Source organism: Rummeliibacillus pycnus (genome assembly GCF_044359855.1).
GTDB lineage: Bacteria > Bacillota > Bacilli > Bacillales_A > Planococcaceae > Rummeliibacillus > Rummeliibacillus pycnus_A.
In genome coordinates, this window is record NZ_CP132291.1 from 4,050,789 (window position 1) to 4,074,028 (window position 23,240).

The 23,240-nt window shown below is 33.9% G+C and carries 21 protein-coding genes; 15 read left to right on the forward strand and 6 right to left on the reverse strand.

The annotated features are described in order from the left end of the window. The first annotated feature begins 207 nt into the window (after nt 1-207). The 5 genes from Q8X41_RS19900 (at nt 208) to Q8X41_RS19920 (ending at nt 3,661) form a co-directional block, all read left to right on the forward strand. Nucleotides 208-609, forward strand: coding sequence for a hypothetical protein (locus Q8X41_RS19900; RefSeq protein ID WP_397537979.1), 402 nt, complete (start codon nt 208-210; stop codon nt 607-609). A gap of 164 nt (nt 610-773) precedes the next feature. Further along, nucleotides 774-1,208 carry a MarR family winged helix-turn-helix transcriptional regulator gene (locus Q8X41_RS19905; RefSeq protein ID WP_397537980.1) on the forward strand — a complete coding sequence of 145 codons (435 nt, stop codon included), beginning with the start codon at nt 774-776 and terminating at the stop codon, nt 1,206-1,208. A 94-nt stretch (nt 1,209-1,302) separates the two neighbouring features. Beyond that, a complete protein-coding gene (locus Q8X41_RS19910; protein ID WP_397537982.1) occupies nt 1,303-2,286 on the forward strand; it encodes a ring-cleaving dioxygenase in 984 nt (327 codons plus the stop codon). An 18-nt stretch (nt 2,287-2,304) separates the two neighbouring features. Further along, the gene (locus Q8X41_RS19915; RefSeq protein ID WP_397537983.1) at nt 2,305-2,904 is read left to right on the forward strand and encodes an NADPH-dependent FMN reductase; all 600 of its coding nucleotides are present in this window, start codon (nt 2,305-2,307) and stop codon (nt 2,902-2,904) included. A gap of 178 nt (nt 2,905-3,082) precedes the next feature. Continuing rightward, nucleotides 3,083-3,661: a GNAT family N-acetyltransferase gene (locus Q8X41_RS19920; protein WP_397537985.1), complete on the forward strand. Its 579-nt coding sequence runs from the start codon at nt 3,083-3,085 to the stop codon at nt 3,659-3,661. 92 nt (nt 3,662-3,753) lie between these two features. On the opposite strand, the gene Q8X41_RS19925 is transcribed toward Q8X41_RS19920, so the two are convergent. Next, the gene (locus Q8X41_RS19925) at nt 3,754-4,794 is read right to left on the reverse strand and encodes a beta-carotene 15,15'-monooxygenase (protein ID WP_397537986.1); all 1,041 of its coding nucleotides are present in this window, start codon (nt 4,792-4,794) and stop codon (nt 3,754-3,756) included. Between the two features lie 627 nt (nt 4,795-5,421). Between Q8X41_RS19925 and Q8X41_RS19930 the strand changes: the two genes are divergently transcribed. Next, nucleotides 5,422-6,330 (forward strand): methyl-accepting chemotaxis protein, encoded by a 909-nt coding sequence (locus tag Q8X41_RS19930; RefSeq protein ID WP_397537988.1) that lies wholly within the window; start codon nt 5,422-5,424, stop codon nt 6,328-6,330. 241 nt (nt 6,331-6,571) lie between these two features. Here the strand turns inward: Q8X41_RS19930 and Q8X41_RS19935 are convergent, their stop codons facing one another. The 5 genes from Q8X41_RS19935 to Q8X41_RS19955 form a co-directional block, all read right to left on the reverse strand. Then, complete coding sequence (locus Q8X41_RS19935; protein WP_397537990.1) at nt 6,572-7,042, reverse strand: S-ribosylhomocysteine lyase; 471 nt, start codon at nt 7,040-7,042, stop codon at nt 6,572-6,574. Between the two features lie 13 nt (nt 7,043-7,055). Beyond that, nucleotides 7,056-7,796 carry an amino acid ABC transporter ATP-binding protein gene (locus Q8X41_RS19940; RefSeq protein ID WP_397537991.1) on the reverse strand — a complete coding sequence of 247 codons (741 nt, stop codon included), beginning with the start codon at nt 7,794-7,796 and terminating at the stop codon, nt 7,056-7,058. Between the two features lie 15 nt (nt 7,797-7,811). Then, entirely contained in the window at nt 7,812-8,471 is a 660-nt protein-coding gene (locus Q8X41_RS19945; RefSeq protein WP_397537992.1) for an amino acid ABC transporter permease, read from the reverse strand. A gap of 62 nt (nt 8,472-8,533) precedes the next feature. Next, nucleotides 8,534-9,340, reverse strand: coding sequence for a transporter substrate-binding domain-containing protein (locus tag Q8X41_RS19950; RefSeq protein WP_397537994.1), 807 nt, complete (start codon nt 9,338-9,340; stop codon nt 8,534-8,536). A gap of 735 nt (nt 9,341-10,075) precedes the next feature. Next, nucleotides 10,076-10,669, reverse strand: coding sequence for a TetR/AcrR family transcriptional regulator (locus tag Q8X41_RS19955; RefSeq protein WP_397537995.1), 594 nt, complete (start codon nt 10,667-10,669; stop codon nt 10,076-10,078). A gap of 148 nt (nt 10,670-10,817) precedes the next feature. Here Q8X41_RS19955 and Q8X41_RS19960 point away from each other — a divergent pair, with 148 nt between their 5' ends. From Q8X41_RS19960 to Q8X41_RS20000, 9 genes are all read left to right on the forward strand, one after another. Continuing rightward, nucleotides 10,818-11,702, forward strand: a complete 885-nt coding sequence (locus Q8X41_RS19960; protein ID WP_397537997.1) for an ABC transporter ATP-binding protein — start codon at nt 10,818-10,820, stop codon at nt 11,700-11,702. Further along, nucleotides 11,702-12,514, forward strand: coding sequence for an ABC transporter permease subunit (locus Q8X41_RS19965; protein WP_397537999.1), 813 nt, complete (start codon nt 11,702-11,704; stop codon nt 12,512-12,514). Before Q8X41_RS19960 ends, Q8X41_RS19965 begins: the two co-directional genes overlap by 1 nt. A gap of 697 nt (nt 12,515-13,211) precedes the next feature. Then, complete coding sequence (locus Q8X41_RS19970) at nt 13,212-13,955, forward strand: 3-hydroxybutyrate dehydrogenase (protein WP_397538001.1); 744 nt, start codon at nt 13,212-13,214, stop codon at nt 13,953-13,955. Between the two features lie 292 nt (nt 13,956-14,247). Next, a complete protein-coding gene (locus Q8X41_RS19975) occupies nt 14,248-15,480 on the forward strand; it encodes an ATP-binding protein (protein ID WP_397538002.1) in 1,233 nt (410 codons plus the stop codon). A 230-nt stretch (nt 15,481-15,710) separates the two neighbouring features. Beyond that, a complete protein-coding gene (locus Q8X41_RS19980; RefSeq protein ID WP_397538003.1) occupies nt 15,711-18,908 on the forward strand; it encodes a BTAD domain-containing putative transcriptional regulator in 3,198 nt (1,065 codons plus the stop codon). Between the two features lie 113 nt (nt 18,909-19,021). Continuing rightward, on the forward strand, nt 19,022-20,242 hold the full coding sequence (locus Q8X41_RS19985) for an ABC transporter substrate-binding protein (protein ID WP_397538004.1): 1,221 nt from the start codon (nt 19,022-19,024) through the stop codon (nt 20,240-20,242). Nucleotides 20,243-20,902: 660 nt separating this feature from the next. Next, nucleotides 20,903-21,676, forward strand: coding sequence for an ABC transporter ATP-binding protein (locus Q8X41_RS19990; protein ID WP_397538005.1), 774 nt, complete (start codon nt 20,903-20,905; stop codon nt 21,674-21,676). After that, nucleotides 21,654-22,361, forward strand: a complete 708-nt coding sequence (locus tag Q8X41_RS19995; protein ID WP_397538006.1) for an ABC transporter ATP-binding protein — start codon at nt 21,654-21,656, stop codon at nt 22,359-22,361. Before Q8X41_RS19990 ends, Q8X41_RS19995 begins: the two co-directional genes overlap by 23 nt. A gap of 12 nt (nt 22,362-22,373) precedes the next feature. Then, on the forward strand, nt 22,374-23,240 hold the full coding sequence (locus Q8X41_RS20000) for a branched-chain amino acid ABC transporter permease (protein ID WP_397538007.1): 867 nt from the start codon (nt 22,374-22,376) through the stop codon (nt 23,238-23,240).

A 23,240-nucleotide genomic window follows, 5' to 3' on the forward strand; every position in this document is an offset into this window, starting at 1 on the left:
TTTTTAATACGAACATGTTAACACATTTACTTTTCACTATAGAAGTTAATTGATCATGCCTCATTATTAAGTGAGGCTTTTTTCTTTGTTTATAAAAGCATGGAAACTCTGACTCTAAATTAAATAACAACTAAATCTACTAAAGTACAAATATTTTGAAGAGATTTGACATAGTGTTTAGTAGCTTGTTAATGGAGAGGGTGAGAGATGGTGAAAATGAATGGCAAGGTTATATTTAATGGAACATTATTAGCTGGGTTACTTATATGTACTTCAATTGGACATTATATTACGAGTTCTGAAGCAACACCATCTATGAAAATAATGGAGAAAGAACAACAAAAAAATGAAGATGCAATCAATATGAAAGAAATTGAACAAGCACAATTGATTGAAAAAGTTACAGAGCAGCTGAAGAAAAATGGATATCAAGTTGGCTTTATACTTTCCGTTTATCCGGAAAACAAGAAGGAAATAGAAGCCGTTGTAAGATCAGAAACGAAGGATAAGGAAAAGACTATTCAAGAAATTACACGGACGATTGATGAAATTGCGAAAGAAAATAAATTAGGTGTGTTTAATACGACCGTGAATTTTCCAGATGAATAAGATGGTTAAATATCTAAAACTAGGGCAGCGATAAGGATCGTTGTCCTCATGAAATTAAAAGCACTAATTCTAGGATAAATGCGTTGACTTTATTTTCGAAGATGTGTTACTATTATCTCGAATTAAAGATACTAGAATTTAAGATAATAAAAGTGGTGATACGAATGGAACTAGAAAATAAGGAATTAAAAGCTTTAACAGTCATATTTCGTGCCTCCCAAGCGATTCAAGAAGTTATTCGAAAAGATGTAGCTTCATACGATCTAAACACAACTGAATTTGCAGTACTTGAACTTCTTTATCATAAAGGAGATCAACCGATTCAAACAGTTGGTAAAAAAATACTAATTGCAAGTAGCAGCATTACGTATGTGATTGACAAATTAGAGAAAAAACAACTTGTTTCACGTAGAGATTGCCCAAATGATCGACGAGTAATCTATGCAACATTGACATCAAAAGGCAATGAGCTTATGGATCAGATTTTTCCTCTGCATCAAGAAAAAGTCGCGAGCATATTTGGGTGTCTAGAAGAAAATGAGTTAGATAATATAATAGAGCTGATGAAGAAGATTGGATATCAGGCAGAGAAAATCTAATTTTTTTTAAATTATATCTCGAAATCGAGATAACTTGAATTATTCTATTTAAAAGAGTAAATGATAACAAAACAAGGAAAATAGGAGGAAAAAAATGAACCATATAAAAGGTATTCATCATGTAACAGCTATTACTAGTAGTGCTGAAAAAAACTATGAATTTTTCACTACTATATTGGGCATGCGTTTAGTAAAGAAAACAGTGAACCAGGATGATATTCAAACGTATCATTTATTCTTTTCGGATGATAAAGGAAGTGCCGGTACGGATATGACGTTCTTTGATTTTCCTAATATCCCACAAGGAACACATGGTACAAATGAAATCTATAAAACAGCATTCCGCGTACCAACAGATATAGCACTTGAATATTGGGTAAAACGATTTGATAGATATGAAGTGAAGCATCTGGGGATAAAAGAACAATTTGGTAAGAAGACGTTATCTTTTGTTGATTTTGATGATCAGCAATATATGTTAATTTCAGATGAGTTAAATAAAGGTGTTGAAGCAGGTAAACCTTGGCAGAAAGGCCCTGTTCCATTAGAGTTCGCAATAACAGGACTTGGTCCAATTCATGTACGTATTGCACAGTTTGACTATTTCAAAGAAGTATTAGAAAAAGTCATGCTCTTTAAAGAAATTACAAAGGATGGCTCATTGCACCTTTTTGAAGTAGGTGAAGGTGGAAATGGCGCACAAGTTATTGTGGAACATAACACAGTTTTACCTCAAGGACGACAAGGTTTTGGAACAGTCCATCATGCTGCATTCCGTGTAGAAGATACAAAGGTATTGTATGAATGGATTAATCGTATGCAAAGTTTCGGTTTTGGCACATCTGGTTACGTAGACCGTTTCTTCTTTGAGTCCTTGTATGTACCTGTTGCACCAGGCATTTTATTTGAATGGGCAACGGACGGTCCAGGATTTATGGGTGACGAGCCTTATGAAACAATGGGCGAAATTTTATCATTACCTCCGTTTTTAGAGGAGAAGCGTGACAAAATTGAAAAACTGGTACGTCCAATTAATACAGTTCGAAGCACGATGGAATTCGAAAAAGAATATTTTTAAGGAGGTGAAATATTAAAAATGGGTTTTTTACAAAGTTTATTTGGTAAGAATATAGATGAAAAACAAACTGGAGGAGATAAAATGGTTAAAATAGGTATTATCTTAGGCTCAACACGTGAAGGAAGAGTAAGTCCACAAGTAGGTCAATGGGTTAAAGAATTAGCAGACAAACGCGGTGATGCAGAATACGAAATTATTGATATCGCAGAATTCAAATTACCACTATTAGGCGAACCTGGATTAGATGCATCAGGTGCAGCTACTTGGTCACAAAAAGTTGCTGCTTGTGACGGTTTTGTATTTATCGCTCAAGAATATAACCACTCAATCACAGGTGCATTGAAAAACGCATTAGACTACTTACGTGAAGAATGGAATAACAAAGCAGCAGGTATCGTTTCATACGGTTCAGTAGGTGGTGCTCGTGCAGCAGAACATTTACGTGGTATTTTAGGTGAATTATTAGTAGCGGATGTACGCGTACATCCAGCATTATCACTATTCACTGACTTCGAAAACGGTTCAGTTTTCAAACCAAAAGATGTTCAAGCTGACTCAGTAAATCAAATGTTAGATCAAGTTATTGCATGGTCAACAGCATTAAAAACAATTCGATAATTCATTTTGAATTGATCATAGGAGCATGTGCATGTAATTTGCATATGCTCTTTTTTGTTGTCAATTACTAGCTGAATTCTAGTGATATACTTCACTTCTGGTATGGGCATTTGTAGTTGATTTGGTTATGTTAAACATACCAAAAATAAGATAGTTTAGAGAAAAGGAGTGAATTGAAATGGAATTTACAACATTACATAATGAACAGGTTATGTTAAAACCGATGGAAAAAAGTGATATTGAAGGGATTTTAGAAGCTGCTACTTATCCAGAAATCTGGCGATATTTATCAATTACAATTGATTCTTTAATAGACACGCAAAAATATGTAGCGAATGCACTGGCCAATAAAGAAAGTGGAGTAGAGTTCCCATTTGTGATCATGGATCCAAAAACAAAAACGATTATTGGTTCAACTAAAATTATGGATATTGATGAGAAAAATAGTCGATTAGAAATCGGCTTCACATGGCTTACACCAGCTTATTGGCGCACAGCAGTAAATACAAATTGTAAATACTTATTACTGCAATATTGCTTTGAAGTTCTAAAATTGAGACGTGTTCAAATTAAAACAGATCATGAAAATAAGCGTTCCCAAAAAGCAATTGAGCGAATTGGTGCGCAAAAAGAAGGAGTCCTTCGCAATCACATGATGCGTAAAGATGGAACGATAAGAAACACTGTTATGTATAGCGTGACAAACGAGGATTGGCCGGCAGTAAAACGGAAATTGGAAGAAATGATAGAGAGATAATACTAAAAGCTGTTCGTTAATACTTGAAATTGTAACTCAAAAGCCTCTTTACTTTTTAATGTAAAGAGGCTTTAATTTTTTCTCAAAATGAACTACTTATTTTTTTGTGCTGTTTGATTTCGTAACTCAGCTATGAATTCAGTTGGTTGATCAATTCGAATTGCAACTCGATTGTATTTTTTTCGTATCCCTAGATAGAAGATTCCATCAACTGGTTGCTTAAGTGTTAACAACACATTAGGATGAACTTTTTCAAAATCACGAACAATAAATTCAAGTGTATCTTTTGAAGATTTCTTCTGTAAAGTGTCGCTATCCACAATAATTTCTTCTACTAAATTATATGGGATTTCTGAACGTTTCAAAATACCAGTAGAAATGAGTAACGAATTTTTTTGGAATGTCACCGGATTTAATCGCATTGCTTGCAAGTCAGCTATAAAGAAGAATACGGAATAGACGTTGAAGATAAGCAATACGATTGATAAAATAATTGATTTATCGTGAAGCCACCAATGAATTCCGAGTGTTTCAATAACAATAGCATGAACCATCATTATTTGAAAGGCGATATAACTTGAATTTTTGTAAAGTGTAAATCCTTCTTGAGGTTTCTTTCGCCAACTGAAGAAGGCGTAATAAAACATCAATGCTTCTGAACATATGATATGAACGAGCCTATGAGATTTTACATGTTGATCAACTGATTGTGGGAACGCAAAGACGGTAGAAAATGTGCTTTCTTTTGTCGTGCGAATAATTTTTGGCATGTAAATCATAAGTGAAAGTAGTAGTGAAAGTTCAAGTGAAAATAGAGCAGCTTCAATGGCAAAACCTATCCATGTAAAAGCAACAAATGGCTGCAAATGCTCCATTGGTATGATGAAACGGGCTGCGATACACCCTGAAGCAGCAAGAAGAACCATTTTCTTTAATGTAAACTTTTTTTGATACAGCAGAAAAGTTAATGGAACAATTACAATAAAGTCTAAAAGCGAACCTAATACAACGCCATTTGTATCTTCAGGCAAATTAGAAATACCAAATGAAGTACGATATAAAATATAGTTTGAAGATAAAACTAGTAAGCCGAAAACTAACCATAAAACCCTTTTTGATTTTAGTGCTACCATGATATCAATCCTCCGATGATGGTAAATATCAAATTATTCTGTATGGATACATTAAGTTTATAAGATATGGATTATATTGTAAATGAGATGATATATAAAAATGTGAATTACCGTATTCTATTTTCTTGAAATTATGACATTTAATATTTGTGGAGTATTAGTTAATCAAGTCAATAATCGGATTCTTCTTATCTGGGAAATTCAACCTTAGTTGGTCAAAATCAATAATAAGGTGATACTGATCTTGTAGCAGTTGCTTGTGGCATTCTAAATGAACCTTATTAGACAATTCATTCTGTTAGGAAATTACTCATAATATTAAGCCCCCTTGCAGTAGGAGACTTTGGATTTAGTTTATTTATTGAATCTCAACCTCAAATAACAATACACATATGTTGTACAAAGTTTAATAATCCTAGAAAATTGATGGAAGTATTATTTATAAGTTATAAAATAATGTAATTTCATTTAAATTTTATAGGTAATATATCCTAACGTGTTGCAACTTATGTTTGATAAAAAAGTAAAATACTCGTACAATGTTATAAATGAACTAATTGAGAGAATTGCTCGTACATAAAAAACATAAATACAGTTAACTTAGACTAATTAAGGAACGTGATAAATGTGTTGATAGCAGATAGTCAAATTAATAAAGAACTTTTGCTAAGCTCCATTGAAAATAATGTAGCGATGATCCAATTCAACTTAAATCGGGAAGTAGAATATGTAAATGAGCTTTTTGCAAAGACTTTAGGTTATCGAGTGGAAGAGATGTATGGAAAAAGTCATAAAGAATTTTGTTTTACTTCATATGTGAAAAGCGTAGATTATGAAAGATTTTGGAGGAATTTATTTTCAGGGAAAAGTTTTCAAGACAAAGTGGAGAGAATGGACTCATCTGGAAATTCTGTGTGGTTAGAAGTAACCTATATGCCTATATTTGCAGCTAATAGTAAAAAGGTGATAGGTGTATTGAAAATTGCTTCAAATATAACTGAACGCCAAAACATGATTATTGATGTAGCAGATAATTTAAAGAAAATGTCAGAACAATTATTTAATAGCTCAGAAGCAGGTATAACAAGAAGTAAAGATTTACTTCATACCATAAATCGAATAACTGATGATTCTAAGGAAAATGTAGACAATTTAGTAAGCTTACATAATGAGGCTGATTCCGTTAAAGGAATAGTTAAAACAATTCGTGAAATTGCTTCTCAAACCAATCTATTGGCATTAAATGCTGCAATTGAAGCAGCAAGAGCAGGCGAATACGGTCGTGGTTTTGACGTAGTTGCAAAAGAAGTGAGAAAACTCTCTGTTAGAGTTGAACATTCTATAACCGAGGTTAAAGAAAATATTGAAGGAATTGTGAAAGAAATTGAAAATGTTTCAGATAGTATTAATCGGGTATCTGAAAATGTGGAGAAAACAAACGAACAAATTAATGTGACAATCGAAGACTTCAAGAAAATATCCTCATCATCAGAAGAAATAGAAAAACGATCACGTACATTTTTGGAAATCATTTAATAATATTTAAACTTACTCTAAAATAAAATGTAGCTTGAAGTAAACGAATGTACATTACTAATTTATTTTAGTGGTGTGCATTTTTTATTTTGGATTCGATTAAAAAACTTAAAACTTTTCTGAAACGGAGAAATCCAGATAATTAAAGGGCTATCTTAATGTGAAGAATTTCACGATTAAGATAGCCCTATGCATTAAATAAAATCTTTATTTTTAAGAATTCAAGTTCGTATAATAAAAATTATTCACCAAAAACTTGATGCCATTCATCGCGTTTTGCTAAAAATTCTTTTGCTAATTCTTGAGCACCTTCAAGGCTATGACTTGCTGCCCAGCCACATTGTACTTCGTTACAAGCTGGTACAGCTTTTGCATTAAGAACATCTTTTAATGTAAGTTCTAGAATATTTAGAACATCTTCATAATCATTATGGTTGATGAATGATAAATAAAATCCAGTTTGGCATCCCATAGGTGATAGATCGATGACTCTGTCTGACTGGTTACGGATATTATCTGCCATTAGATGTTCAAGTGAGTGAAGTGCAGGCATTTCCATATGACCTTTGTTTGGTTGTTTAAAGCGGATATCATATTTGTGCACAACATCACCGTTTTGACCTTCCTTTACACCTGCTAATCGAACGTAAGGTGCAACAACTTTTGTATGATCTAAATCGAAACTTTCTACATTAGTTTTATCTTTTGACATATGATCGTCTCCTTTAAATAAATTCCATAGATTGAATGAACGTTTGAATACGTTCATTTGATGTATTATTGAAAAATTGGTCGGTTGATCCGTCAAATAACAGCTCACCGTTTTCAAGGAACAAAATCCTATCAGCAACCTTACGAGCAAAGTTCAAGTTATGTGTGACAATAATCATCGATTTTCCTTCTTCAGCTAACTTCTGTAATACCTTTAAAACCTCACCCTCAAGTTCGGGATCTAGGGCACTAGTTGGCTCATCGAACAATAAGAATTTCGGGTTCATTGCGAGTGCTCGAGCAATAGCCACGCGCTGCTGCTGACCGCCAGAAAGCTGAGACGGATAATGATTTTCGCGCTGTGACATGCCTACTTTTGAAAGTAATTCCTTTGCGTCTTCGAGTGATTGTTGCTTATCTTGCTTAAGTACAGTTACTGGACCTTCAATAACATTTTCGATAACAGTTCGGTGAGGAAATAAGTTAAAGCTTTGAAACACCATTGCTGTATTTTTTCGAATGGTCATCTTTTCAATCTTTGATATTGGTTGATCAAATGAAATGATTGTAGGAGGAATGGCAAGCAACCCTCTATTTGGTAATTCTAGCAAGTTAATGCATCGAAGTAAAGTTGATTTTCCAGAACCAGATGGTCCAAGAATTACAGTAGTTTCACCTTCATGAAACTGGATTGAAATATTTTTTAGGGCGATATGATCTCCAAATCTTTTCGTAATATCTTTGAATTGAACCATATGGACAATCCCTCCTTAAACGTATTTGGAAGCGGCTTTTTCTAAACGGCTTTGGAAGTAAGTTAATATTGAACAGAAAGCAAGATAAATCAGCGCAACCAATGAATATATAGCTAGGGGTTCATATGTAACAGCCGTAATTTGTTGTCCAATCATGGTCATTTCTGCAATCGTAATACTTGCTGCAAGAGAAGTTCCTTTTACTAAATCGATAAAGTCATTCGTAATAGGGGGTAGAGAAATACGGAAAGTTTGTGGGGCAATTACGCGACGTAATACTTGACCGTAGCTCATACCTAGAGATTCTGCGGCTTCCCACTGTCCTTTCGGAATTGCTAAAATTGATGCCCGAATTGATTCCGAAGAATAGGCTCCTGTATTTAAGGCAAATGTAATAATCGCTGCTGTCCAAGGGTCAAGTTCAATTCCAGCATAAGGTAGACCATAAAATGCGATAAATAGCTGAACAAGTAATGGTGTACCTCTGAATATCCATACATAAATACTGAAGATCGCCTTTAACAGCTTGAAGTGTGAAAGTTTAACTAATGCTGTAATGATTGCAATGACTATGGCAAAAGCAAATGAAATAAGAGATAAAGGAAGAGTGATCGTTAGACCCGCTTTTAATACTGGCCATAATGCCTCCATTGCAACTTCAAGTGAACGTTCCATTAAACGACCTCCTATGGTGAATAAATAGAGTTGCAAGAATTAACAATCTCTAAATCTGAAGACTATTTGTTCATGATATCTTTATTAAAGTATTTTTCTGAGATTTTAGAGAAAGTACCATCATCAAGTCTTTTTTGAATAACTTCGTTTAATTTTTCGCGGAATTCATCTTGATTTTTGTTTAGGATAAGCGCAATATCTGTAGAACTTACTTTACCGTCTACGACTCGTAAATTTGCATCAGGATGTTCTTTTAAATAAGTAAGGAAAGTTACTTCATCATGGATTGTACCATCAGCGCGTTTTTGAGTTACTAGGTCAAGGGATTGTGTTAAATTTTCGTTTGGAACAATTTCAGCGCCTAGATTCTTTGCATCTTGTGCAAAGTTAGAAGTAACTGTTTGTGCACTTTTTTTACCTTTATAGTCCTTAAGTGAATTGATTTCTGTATTGTCTTTTCGAACTGCTAATACCGCACTTGAAACCATATAAGGAATGGTGAAGTCGTATTTTTGTTTACGTTCATCGGTAATAGAGATGTTATTTACAACAAAATCATATTTATCTGTATCAAGACCAGCTATTAGTGAATCCCATTTTGTTTCAACATAGTTGGGCTTCACGCCTAAATCTTTGGCAATTTGATCTGCAATTTCATATTCGAAACCCGTTAATTTTCCTTTTGAATCATGGTAGCTAAATGGTGGGAACGTTCCTTCAAGACCAATATTAATAACACCGTCTTTTTGAATTTGTTCTAATTTGTTAAGTTTTTTGCCACTTTCAGCACTACTTTCGGCATCTTTACCACAAGCTGATAATGAAGCTAATACAACTAGTAAAATAATTGCTGTAAAAAATTTCTTCATTAAAAAATCCCTCCTCAATTAATCCTTAGTAATCTTATTTGTATTATAAATATAATAAACTTATTGAAACTAAAAAACAATCTATATTTTCAGAAAGTTTAAAAATAAAACAGAATAATAGTGTTGTAAGAGGAAATTTAGAAATAAAGAATAGGGATTATGAAGAGGAGGCGATGGAATATCCGAAGAAGTAAAAAAAGATAATTAAAATAGTAGAAGGATAGCTCACTTGAGTTTTATCATAATCTGTGTAGGCTGAAATCTTTCGTTCAGCGATAAAATTCTCATACAATTCATTTAGAAAAAAAGAAAAGCCACTAAAAAGTGACTTATTGTATTCCTACAAAACTAGTCTTATAATCTAGTTCTTATTGAAAAATAATAATATACAGTATTGGCAGACCTATAAGCAGAATCCACAACATTGGTATAAGATTGATGATGATAGCAACGCGTCTTTTACGTAATCGAAAGATCCAAGCAATAATGGAACAAACTATTACCGCAATCGGATAGAGTCCAATTGCTAAGACAAAAGTTACGTTATATAGGTTGAAGCCCGCATCAAAACTCATAAACGACAATCCGAAAATCGGAAACCAGAAAACTATACAAATTAGAAAAAAGATTTGGCTAATTAATAGAAATATTTTCATAATCTCCCCCATTTGAATAATTAATTACTGTAATCATGGATTCTTTTGAAAGAAGAGTAACTCAAGAACCTTCAATGATCTACTCTTCTTTACCACATATGCCGTAAAAGAAAATATGGTGCATACTTTCAATTAAATCTGTATTGTTTTCTTGATTAACCATTTCCACAAGTTCTTGATAATGCTTTAAACAAAAGTTTATGAATACTAAAAAAGCTTGCGTTGTAACTTTTTCTGAAATTTCTCCATTTTCTTTCCCATCCTCTATCAGTTTAATCATAGAGGGAATTATTTTTTCATTAGTTTCCTTTTGAACATACTCAGCCAATTCTTTGTCTTCGGTGAGTAACTGGTTAATTAGAAATGGTGATAAGGTATGATAAGCTTCCTTATCTTGTAGAATCATTTTTTCGATCTTTTCCTTAACTGTCCCATCCTGTTGCATGTATTTCTGAAAATCAGAAATAGATGAATCAATGTAATTTTTGACTACTTCATGTATTAACGCTTCTTTACCACCAAAATAATTATAAATAGTCACTTGTGAAACCTGGGCAGTCTTAGCAATATCAGCAATACGTAAGTTGCTAGGCTCCAATGTTTTTAACATTTCAAGAGTCGTTTTTAAAATTTTATCTTTTATTAAAGCAGCTCTTTTCTCAAAACCGTTCATTTCCTTCTCCTCAAATTGAAATTTCTTATTTATGAAATTATAACATATTAATATTTCATAATTATATTGACACGATTATTGCCAAAGTTTAATATGATTATGAAATGTAAAGGAACAGATATTTCATAATTATTCAGGAGGTGTTAGCGTGTTAGAAGTTCATAATGTTACAAAAAAATTCAATAATGGAAAAGGAATATTCAATGTATCTTTTTCGATAATGCAAGGTGAGGTTTTCGGATTTTTAGGGCCAAATGGTGCTGGGAAGTCGACAACAATTCGTCATATTATGGGTTTTATGAAACCGGATACTGGATTTATAAAGGTTAATGATTTAGATACATGGAAAAACCAAGGTGAAGTTCAAAAATTTATTGGCTATTTGCCAGGAGAAATAGCGTTTCTTGAAGGGATGACTGGTAAGGGTTTTCTAGATTTTATGAGTGAAATGCAAGGATTGAAAGACCTATCAAAGCGCAAAAAATTAATTGAACGCCTTCAATTTGATGTAAATACTCCAATACGTAAGATGTCTAAAGGAATGAAACAAAAGGTAGGGATTGTAGCTGCTTTAATGCATGATCCTGAAGTCATTATCTTAGATGAACCGACATCCGGATTAGACCCGTTAATGCAAAGAGTGTTTATTGAATTAATTCTTGAAGAAAAAGCAAAAGGAAAGACAATCTTATTATCATCACACAGTTTGCCTGAAATTGAAAGAACGTGTGATCGGGCCGCAATCATTAAGGACGGAATAGTAATTGCGGTAAAAGATATTCATGAATTACAATCCATGCAACGTAAGCTTTTTGAAGTAACCTTTCAAAATTCTTCTGATGCAGCAGCTTTTGCAAAATCGAACTTGCAGGTTGAACTTTATGAAAAAAATAAGGTGAGAGTGGCTGTACAGGGAAACTTTGATGAATTTTTGGCAGAAACCGCCAAATATCATGTGCGAAATATAGATGTGTTTACTCAGAACCTCGAGGAAATTTTCATGAATTATTATGATAATGCGGGGGGATTATAATGAATTTTTCACTTTATAAGCACATGATGAAAGTTCACCTAAAAGGAATGATGAATTATGCTATAGGATCAGCCTTTTATATGCTTCTAATGGTTTGGGTTTATCCTAGTATCGCAGAAAATACAAAATCTCTAAATGATTTTATGAAAGTTATGCCAAAAGGTGTTATGAAGGCATTTGGATTTGAGAATGGCTTTGGAAGCTTTGAATCATATATTTCGGGTGAATATTATGGAGTAATCCTAACAATTATCTTAACAATCTTTTGTGTTATGTTGCCTACTCAGCTAATGGCGAAATTAGTTGATCAAGGTTCAATGGCGTATTTATTAGCTACTCCTACTACAAGAGGGAAGATTGCTTTTACACAAGCAAGCGTTTTATTAACAGGTGTTTTTATTATTATGCTAATTACGACCATTGCTGGTTTTGTGGGATACGGTCTATTTATGAAAGGAGAAAATTCATTTCATGCAATTAAATTTATTCAACTTAATATCGCAACGTTATTCCTTTTCATTGCAGTAGGTGGGATTTCATTTTTAATATCTTGCTTGTCAAATGATGAAAAGAAAGCACTTGGAATCTCAGGTGTGATAGCGTTTGGCTTCTTTAGCTTAGATATGATCGGTAAGATAAGCGATAAGGTAGAATGGTTAAGAAATATAACTATTTATTCTTTGTTTAGACCAAGTGAAATCGTAAGCGGAAGTGCCGATATAGTGCAAACATCTATCATACTATGTTTTATTGGTATACTTACCGCTGGAATAGGTATTTTAATTTTTAGAAAACGTAATTTACCATTATAATTAGAAATGTAAACGATTGATCAATTAGTGCCACAAGAAAATTTTTATAGTATATATCCGCTGTTGGATGAAGTGGAATTAGCTCCGCTTTCCGTGGGCGAACTGACCGAGGAGGCTCAACGATCGCCCGCGGAAAGCGCCATCTGGAGCGGCATAATAAGTAAGTACTGTGAATGAAATTTTATTCGAAATATTGAGTTATTTATTTAGAAAATATTCGTATTGTTTAACTAGAAAAGCATTTATGAAATTGATACAGATAGCAACCTTTTTGATAGTATTTGAGAAAAGAATAATCTCTGGAAGATGTACTTGAATGGAGATTCAGTGAATATTGAACAAAATTTTCATCGTTAAAAAGCTGTAGTATACAAGATCTGATTGTATATTACAGTTTTTTTATTTATACAAATAGTATGTTTTACTTGCTGCTAGATAAACTTCAATGTGAGGTATTCGTTTAACTGAAAGCTACGCTAAATCAGCTATTAAAAATTAATAGATTTTAGAGGATCTATGTTCTAAAAATCGAGAGAAAATCATCTAATTAAATAGAATTAATTGTTTTCAGAAATGGTATACAGGCATTTGTAATCTATAGATGTTAATTTTATTAAATAGAAAATATGAATGGAAAGTTACGGTTTATTCATGGAATCTACTAAAAAATATAGTTCAAACAAATGGAGGGAAATAAATGAGAAATGTGATTATAACGGGTGCAGCTGGAGGAATAGGACAAGCGTTAGTGAAAAAATTTGTAGAGCAAGATGATTTCGTATTTGCAACAGATCTGTGCCTTGACCAAGTCAAGAACTTAGAAGAAATATATCCAGGCAGAGTACAAGCTATCCAGTTAGATGTGACGAATGAAATCTCAGTGAAACAAGCCATACAACATGTTGCTAGAAAGGGGCAAGTAGATGTCATTGTCAATAATGCAGGGCTCCAATATCGAGCAAAAATTGAGGATTTTCCAACAGAACAATGGGATCTTTTAATAGATGTCATGTTAAAAGGAACTTTTCTTATGACAAAACATGCAATGCCATACATGAAAGATCAGCAATATGGCCGAATTATCAATATATCATCCATTCACGGGGATAAGGCAACTCCGGAAAAAGTAGCTTATGTAGCAGCAAAACATGGCGTGATTGGCATTACAAGAGTGACAGCACTAGAAGGAGCGAAATATAATATTACTGCAAACGCTATTTTGCCCGGACCGGTAAAAACTCCACTTTTAGATAGACAAATCAAAGAATTAGAGGAAAAAGGGCTTGATGAAGGGCAAGCACTTGCCGAAATTATTTATCCAAAACAAGCGATGAAACGATTGATAACACCAGAAGAAGTTGCAGATGGCGTGTATTTTTTAACATCAAATGCAGCAACGGGTATTACAGGTGAAAACTTAAGTGTTTCAGGTGGAATATAAATTCTGTAAGTTAAAACAGGAAAATACCAAAATAATAACAATTCGCAATAATTTTAGATTGAATAATAGTATGATAATGAAAGAATTAGTTTGGTTTTATTTATGACAGTTTTGAATAAGAAAGGTAGTACTATAATCCAGTTATATATACTATTATTGATATGTGTTTGAAAATAAAGATAATATTGAAAGTTGAATCAAATGTACCATTTACAGATTTACCATATCTTTAGAGATAAAGCTATGGTAAAAATAAAGTAGGCATCAATTTTTTTTGGAAGGACGTACGATTTTGTTTGAAACATTACTATTAGATTTCATGTTTTTACTTATACCATTTATAGGTTATTTTATATTTTTCGATGCAAAAAATTATCCTCATTTTAATCTAATCTTTTCGATTATGGCTACAATTTCAGTGATTAGTTGTATGTCATTACCGATTCATTTACAGAGCGGATTTATCTTCGATTTACGATATATTTCTTTTATCATTATTGCACTTTATTGGGGATTTAATAATGCGCTTATACCTTATTTTGCACTCAATTTATATCGATTTCTTATTGGTGGAGATGGCATTATACAGTCATTTCTCTTTTCAACGGTAATTTTAATAGCTGCCTCGTTATGCAGCAAAAAGTTTCTTTCTTTTGATACTAAGTATCGTATTCCATTTGCCGGAATGGTTTCTTTCTTAACGATGGTTTTTTATCTTTTTACACTTAGCTTCCAAACACCATTAAATCACGAATTTTGGATACTAGCTATTAATGCAACTGGAACTCATTTAATTATGATGATTATTATGGTTAGTATGATAGAGCGACTTATTGCCAATATGAGAGCGCAAAAATTGATTATGCAATCAGATCGTTTCCAAATAATTAGTGAATTATCTGCTAGTGTAGCTCATGAAATACGAAATCCGCTTACCGCAACCCACGGCTTTCTGCAATTATTAAGTCAATCAGATTCGATTCCATCAAAAGAAAAAAGTTATGTTGATTACTCGTTACAAGAATTATTACGTGCAGAAAAAATTGTTAGTGATTTTCTTACTTTCTCCAAACCTCAATATGAAAATATGGCAGATTCTAATTTAAAAGAAGAAACAGAGTATGCGAAAAACATACTGATGCCATATGCAAATATGCATAATGTAGATATAAAAATTCGTTTTCAAAATTCTCTGCATAAAAGTTTCGATAAAAGTCAGATACAACAATGTTTCATTAATTTATACAAAAATGGTATAGAGGCTATGAAAGAAAAAGGCGGTAAACTGGAAATTGAAGTCTCTGAGCAAAAGAGGAGCATCATTCTAAAAATAAAGGACTCAGGAATTGGTATGACGGATGAACAGATTTCGTCATTAGGAAAACCTTATTATTCAACGAAAAAGCAAGGGACGGGACTTGGCATGGTCATGGTTTATAATGCTATCCATAAAGTTGGGGGTACGATTAAAGTAGAAAGTAAAAAGGGGAAAGGTACTACATTTATCATTGTATTCCCTGTTTAGGGTAAGTCTTTACTTCATATAGGTAATTAGAATACCTATATGAAGTTTTTTGTAAGTCTGATTTTCATCTCAAAACAATCACATTCCTAAAGTTAACCACAAAATAATCCTCAAAGTCTTTCAACATATTTTCCTGCATATATTAATAGTCGTAAATCGAACTTCTACATAAGAATTTATATGAATATGTTAAAATATTACTTACATAGGAATGAAAAGGAGGTTTCAATATGGAAGACAACATATTGTTATCTAAACTTATTCCACCAGAACCGGCTATCCATTATATGAGACGATCGAAATTAATGAAGAAATTAGCCAAAAGCCATCAGGCTAAGCTTACTATTTTGCATAGTGGAGCGGGTTTCGGTAAAACTTCAGCTTTGGCACAATTTTTATCAGATCAAAATATAGCTTTTTCATGGTATCAAGTGACTGAAGATGATGATGATATTTTGCCTTTTTTACGTCACTTATTTTATAGCGTACGACGCGTGCGGCCTTCTTTTGGAGAGAAAATGAGCGGATGGGATCAACTTTCGATGTTCCCAAAGGTAGAAGAGTTAAATAAGCTTTTTACCCTTTTTGTAAATGAGTTTTGCAAAATAAATACCCCCTTTTTTGTAGTGTTAGATGATTACTATCTAGTAGATCATATTTTTCATATCCATTACGTCATGGAAAAGTTGATCGTACATTTGCCACCAAATATTCATCTTATTATTTCATCTAGAACAGATCCTTCATGGAGTTATATACGGAATCTAAGAATCAATCATCAATTAGTCGAATGTGTTGAAGAGGATTTTATTTTCTCAGCTGAAGAAATTCAAGTTTTCTTTGAAGATTATTTTGATCGGCATATTACGGAGGAGCAAGTACAACATATACTCCAAACAACTGAGGGGTGGGCAATCGCTATTTTATTCCTTGCGACTCAAACAATTAATTTAGAGAAATCCATTAAGAAATTGCAGAATCCTTCGACAAATGACTTTTTCCATTATTTATCAGAGGAAGTATTTGAGTCACTGGATGAATTCGAAAAAGAAGCCATTATGAAGTTTAGTATATTCGAAACGTTTTCTTATGAATTAATTGAAACATTTTATGGAGAACCATTTTCAGAACTGCTCCAAAATCTCGTGCATAAGCATGTGTTCATCCAACCTTTAAGTGGGCATTCAGAATTTCGATATCATGTGTTATTTCAGCAATTTTTAGAAGTTAAAATGATGGAGCAGGAGCTAGAAGAATATATTTCGCTGCATCTTAAGGCTGCTAAGTATTACACTAAAAAACAAAATTCTGTACAATCTGTATTTCATGCGATGAAAACGAAAGATGAAGATTTTATTGCTTCGACTTTAATTTGTTTTGCAAATCAGTTTATTGATGTTGGAAAATTTGATTGGTTTATCGAACGAATTCGAGAGTTGTCTGAGAAGACGATGGCGGAACACTTTCAACTTTACTATTTTGAAGGAGAAAGCCAACGTTTTCGTGCACAATATGAAAAAGCAAAAAAGGCTTATGAAAAATGTATTCATTTTGCTGAGGAATGCAATGCTTATGACGTTATTTTTAAAGCAAAGGCTGGAATTGCACATATCTATTTGGATACTATTCAACCATCGCTTGCTGAAAATTATTTGCAAGAAGCGCTTGAATTAGTAGAAAGAGCGGAATTAGAAGAAAGTCATCTCCAGTTTATACAAAAACAATATGCAGAAAATCTAGTGAATCTAGGCAAGCCATATGAGGCAGAAGAGTGGGTTACGGAGGTAGGGCTCCCTCCTGACATACTGATGCGAGGAAATTTAGATGCAAGAATATTATTAAGACAAGGAAAACTTCATGAGGCAAAAAATCTACTAGAGAATCGATTAGATACAAGTAGTCTAGTATCGGATGCGTATCGAGAGACGGATGTTTTACATGCGTTCATATTATTATTATTAGGTGAACATGTGATAGCTTTAGAATCGGCAAATAAAAGTATTACTAAAAAAGAAAATGAGCATGCACAATATATACTTGCAGTAGCATACCTACGTAAAGGGCATACACTACTAGCTTTGAATCCTTCTGACATAGTTGAAGCAGAACAATGCTATAAAAATACGATTGAAATAATGGATCGTATTCAGGTGAATCGTGCAAAGGCAGAATCCTATATGGGTCTTGCAATAGTAAAAAGTCGGCAAGGTCAACTTGATCAAGCCATCATGTATGCGCAACTAGGTTTAATTGAGACAGAAAGAGTACATGATCACTGGGTTTCAGCCCTGCTTTATGTCGCGTTATCCGTTATCTTTGTGGAGCATGAACACTTCGAAGAAGCAAAAGAAACACTTAAAAAAGCTAATAAAAAATTTGAAAATACAAAAGATTATTTTGGGTTGACAATTGTCCATTTTTGGGAAGCTTATTTGGCTTATTTACAAAATAATGAAATTGCATTTGTATCAAATTTTAATCTCTGTATATCTACTATCGTAGAAAAGAAATTTGATTTTTATATTAGAAACCAACATATTTTTGGACCTAGGAAGAGCATTGTATGGTGGCAAATGATGCAAAAATGGACGACTTTACAAGAAAATCCATCCCCTTATACTCTAAGAATTTATCAAGTATTAGAAGTGGCTACTAATCTTCCGGTTCCGAAACATTTATATACAATACATTTATTAGGGAAATTTACAGCGTATAGAGATGATAAAGAAATCGATGAAAAAACTTGGCAGCGAGAAAAAGCGAAAGAATTATTGATCTATCTCTATTTGAATCAAACAAGATTTGTGTCTAAAGAAGAGTTGATAAATGCCTTGTGGCCAGATGCTACAGAAGAAGCTAGTACGAGAGATTTTAAAGTAGTTTATAATGCTTTATTAAAAGTACTAGAACCGAGCCGTTTGCCTCGAGCGGAAAGTGCCTATGTTATTCGAAAGCAGTCAATGTACAAACTGATGACAAAACATTGTATAACAAGTGATATAGATTCATTTAGACAATTTATATCTTTTGGAATGCAGGAAAAGGATCCTTATTTTTCAAATGAATGGCTTTTAAGAGGCATTCGAATATATAGAGGTGAATTGATTGCAGACAAACACCAATTAATATGGCTTCAAGATATTCGTGAGGAAACACAATATCTTTATTTAGAAGCTATAGAACGATTGGCACAGAATTATATCCGATTAAAAGAATTTAACCAAACCATCTATTGGGCAGAGCAGTTGTTAAAACTCGATGATACATGGGAAGAAGCATATCGCTTAATTATGTATGGCTACTATCAGTTACAGAATCGGGCGCAGGCAGTTAAATGGTACGAAAAATGTGAGAAAGTATTAAAGAAAGAATTGAATATTGAACCGATGGAAACAACCATTCAAATGTTCGACATGATTTTAAGATGACCTAGCGTAAACACGTTGGGTCTTTTTATTTGTAACTGGTTTGTAACTAAGAACAGATATGATACAACTACAGCAAAGTGTAAGCGCTTTAAAAATAAGAGGGGGGTAAATAAATGAAAAAATGGTTGCTCTTTTTAGTAGTTGCAGTAATGGTATTACTTGCTGCATGTGGAAGTACCAAAAAATCCAATGGCTCTGCTTCTAATGAGAAAGAAAAAGAAGGCGGAACTATAAAAGTTGGTGTATTGGCCTCTTTAACTGGTGCGTTGGAATCATATGGTAAACAGACAAAACAAGGCTTTGAACTTGGGCTTGATTATGCAACAGACGGTAAGAGGGAAGTTGCTGGGAAGAAAATTGAAGTAGTTTGGGAAGACACGGAAACAAAACCAGAGGTAGCCGTACAAAAAGCGACAAAATTACTAGAAGATGACAAGGTGGACTTCTTAGTTGGATCTTCTAGCTCTGGCGATACTCTAGCAGTCTTACCGTTAGCAGAAGAATACGAGAAAATCATGATCGTAGAGCCAGCAGTAGCAGATAGTATTACGGGCTCTGAGTTTAATCCATTTATCTTCCGTACAGCCCGAAATTCTTCTCAAGATGCTTATGCAGCTGCTGCAGCGATTGCAAAAAAGGGAACAAAAATTGCAACATTTGCACCAGATTATGCTTTCGGATTGGATGGGGTAAAAGCTTTTAAAACAGCTGCAGAAAAATTAGGTGCAAAAGTAGTGTTAGAGGAGTATGCAGATCCAGCTGCAACGGATTTCACTTCTAACCTACAGAAAATTATTAAAGCAAAACCTGATTATTTATTTGTTGTATGGGCTGGAGCAAATTCACCTTGGAATCAAATCGCAGATCTTAAATTAACTGAAAAGGGAATCAAGATTTCAACAGGTGCTCCAGATATTACTGCACTTCAATTGATGAAGCCACTAGTTGGAATGGAAGGATTCTCTGTGTATTATCACACACTACCAAATAACAAAGTGAATGATTGGCTAGTAGCAGAACATAAAAAAAGATTTAACAATACAGTACCTGATTTATTTACACCTGGTGGATTCTCAGCTGCTGTATCGATTGTAGAAGCATTAAAGAAATCAGATGGTGATGCGGATGGCAATAACCTTATACCATTAATGGAAGGCATGTCTTTTGATACTCCTAAAGGAACAATGACATTCCGTAAAGAGGATCATCAAGCATTACAACCTATGTATTCGATTAAATTGGAAACAAAAAAAGGCGTTGACTACCCAGTACCTGTTTTAATTCGTGAACTAACACCTGAAGAGACAGCACCACCAATACTCAATAAAAAATAAAATGAAACTTTGGATTGATTTCGTAATTCAAAGTTTTCCTAAACAACTCGAATTAATAATATTAGATTGAGCCTTTGTTCTTTATCTAAATACCATTAGGATTTTGTCTATGAAGCGAAAGACGGCGACTCCTCGAAAATGCATTGGCATTTACTTCGTGCAATGTTAATTCAAAAGGTTCTTTCAAAATCCTAGGGGGATATGAGGTGAAAGCCTTGCAGTGAAGGAACTGAAAAAGTAAAAAAAGATGAGAATTTATAATGAAAGTCTTGTATAACTATCCTGGTTGATGTGGAATTAGCGAAGACTCCTGCGGGAAAGCGAGACAGGTGAGACCCCGCAGTGAAGCACGGTACGGGCTTCCGAGGAGGCTCAACGCTCGCCCGCGGAAAGCGAAGCTAATTCCACATCATGCAGAAAACAGATTTATACTATTAATATTTGTATTTAAACACTTTTTCAGTAACCAAAAAGGAAGCTATTCCCGCGGAAAGCGCTGTCTGTAGCGGAACAACTAGTGAATCACTTTGTATAGTTTCTTGATTATCACAAAATAAAGATTAATAACTGAGAGCTATAGACCAAATCAGAGGTCTAGCTCTCTTCAAATCTTTTTATTTAAAGAAGATTTCAAGAGAGCAAGACGAAGGAGGAATGACATTGGAATCGATCATTCGAACGGAAAATTTAAGTATTCAATTTGGTGGCCATCTAGCAGTTGATGGCGTGAATCTCGAAATGCCAGCAAAACACTTTAAATCCATAATTGGACCAAATGGAGCAGGAAAGACAACTTTTTTTAATCTTCTAAGTGGAGAATTGAAGCCAACATCAGGAAATATCTTTTTGCGAGGAATATCCTTAGCAAATGATTCGCCGATCGAAAGGACGCGAAAAGGGCTTGGACGTTCTTTTCAAATTACCAATGTCTTTCCTAATCTAACTGTGTTTGAGAATGTTCGACTTGCCGTTCAATCTCGTGAAAAAATTCGATTCAATTTTTTCAAACATTATATGCAATATAAGGCGATTACTGATGAAGCCATCGAAATACTAGATCAAGTATTACTTGGCAATAAAGTAAATGCAATCGCAAGTCAGCTTTCTCATGGTGAAAAGAGAAAATTAGAAATAGCGATGTTGTTAGCGCTAAATACAGAAATTTTATTGCTAGATGAACCAACTGCAGGGATGTCTTTAGAAGAAGTTCCAGCTATTTTGGATGTGATTCGTTCGATTAAAGAAAAAGGAGATAAAACCATTCTATTAATCGAACATAAAATGGACATGATTTTGGATTTATCGGATTCGATTATGGTGCTTTTTAATGGAAGACTTTTAGCAGACGGTACACCTTCAGAAATAATGAACAATAAAATTGTTCAAGAAGCCTATTTAGGAGGACTCTATGATGAACAACTTATTGGAACTTAATCACCTACAAACACATATTGGTCAGTATCATATCTTGCAAGGAATTGAATTTGAAGCGAGTGCTGGTGAGGTATCCGTATTGCTAGGTAGAAATGGAGCGGGTAAAACGACTACGTTAAAAACTATTATGGGGTTGACTCCTGCCACGCATGGAAACGTACTTTTTGACGGGCAAGACATTACAAAAAGAAAACCATATGATATTGCGAATTTAGGGATTGGGTATGTACCAGAAGATCAAGGGATTTTTAATGAATTAACAGTAGAAGAGAATATGAAAGTGGCTATGCGGAAAGAAACAGATGAAATTTATGCAAAACAAACTTATGTACTTGAATTGTTCCCTGATTTGAAAAAGTTTTGGAAAAAAGCGGGAGGTCATTTATCAGGTGGGCAAAAGCAAATGTTAGCAATGGCAAGAGCATTTGTGAATGACAGCAAGCTTTTGTTAATCGATGAGCCCTCCAAGGGATTAGCGCCCATTGTTATTGAAAAGGTAATGGAGGCGATTACGGAGATGAAAAAGAAAACAACCATTATTCTTGTTGAGCAGAATTTTATAATGGCTAGTCGTATTGGGGATACCTACACATTAATTGATGATGGCAAAACCGTCCATTCAGGGTTAATGAATGACTTGATTGGAGATGAGGAATTGAAGCGGAAATACTTAGGAATTGGTTAGGAGGAACCGAGTATGGATTTATTCTTTAATTTATTGATAAACGGTCTAGCGACAGGAATGCTAATCTTTTTACTTGCAGCTGGGTTGACACTTATTTTTGGTTTGATGGATGTTCTGAATTTTGCACATGGCGGACTGTTTGTTTGGGGTGCCTATGCAGGAATTTTCGCTTATATTTGGTCAGGAAGTTTTTTAGTTGGTATACTTGGCGCAATTGTCACAGGGCTTGTGTTCGGATGGATTACTGAGAAGCTAATCATTACGCCAGTATATGGCAACCATGTACAACAAATCTTAATCACATTAGGATTTATGCTTGTACTATCCGAATTTATAAAAGTGGTTTTTGGACCAAATGGTATTCCAGTAGAAGTACCTTCCTATTTAGTGGGAAGCTGGGAAATTGGCGACGTAATTGTAATTAAATATCGTATCTTTATTATCGTAATTGGGCTTATTATTTTCGGAATATTCCAATATATATTAAAACGAACAAAGATCGGATTAATTGTGCGAGCTGGTGTGATGAATAAAGAAATGGTGCAAGTATTAGGGATTAACATCAAACGCGTCTTTTTATTTGTATTTATGACAGGGTCGGCTCTTGCAGCTTTAGGTGGTGTACTAATGGCACCATACTCTGGGGTTATCTATTCTGAAATGGGAATGGAATATGCGATTTTAGGATTTATCGTAGTGGTAATAGGGGGCATGGGGAGCTTTTCTGGTTCATTAATGGCAGCCATACTGGTGGGGCTTGCAGGTAGTTTCATGGCGTACTATGTACCGTATTTGTCACTTGCAGTCAATATGATATTGATGGCGATTGTATTAATCTTCCGTCCTCAAGGCTTATTCACAAATGCGAAGGAGGGTTAA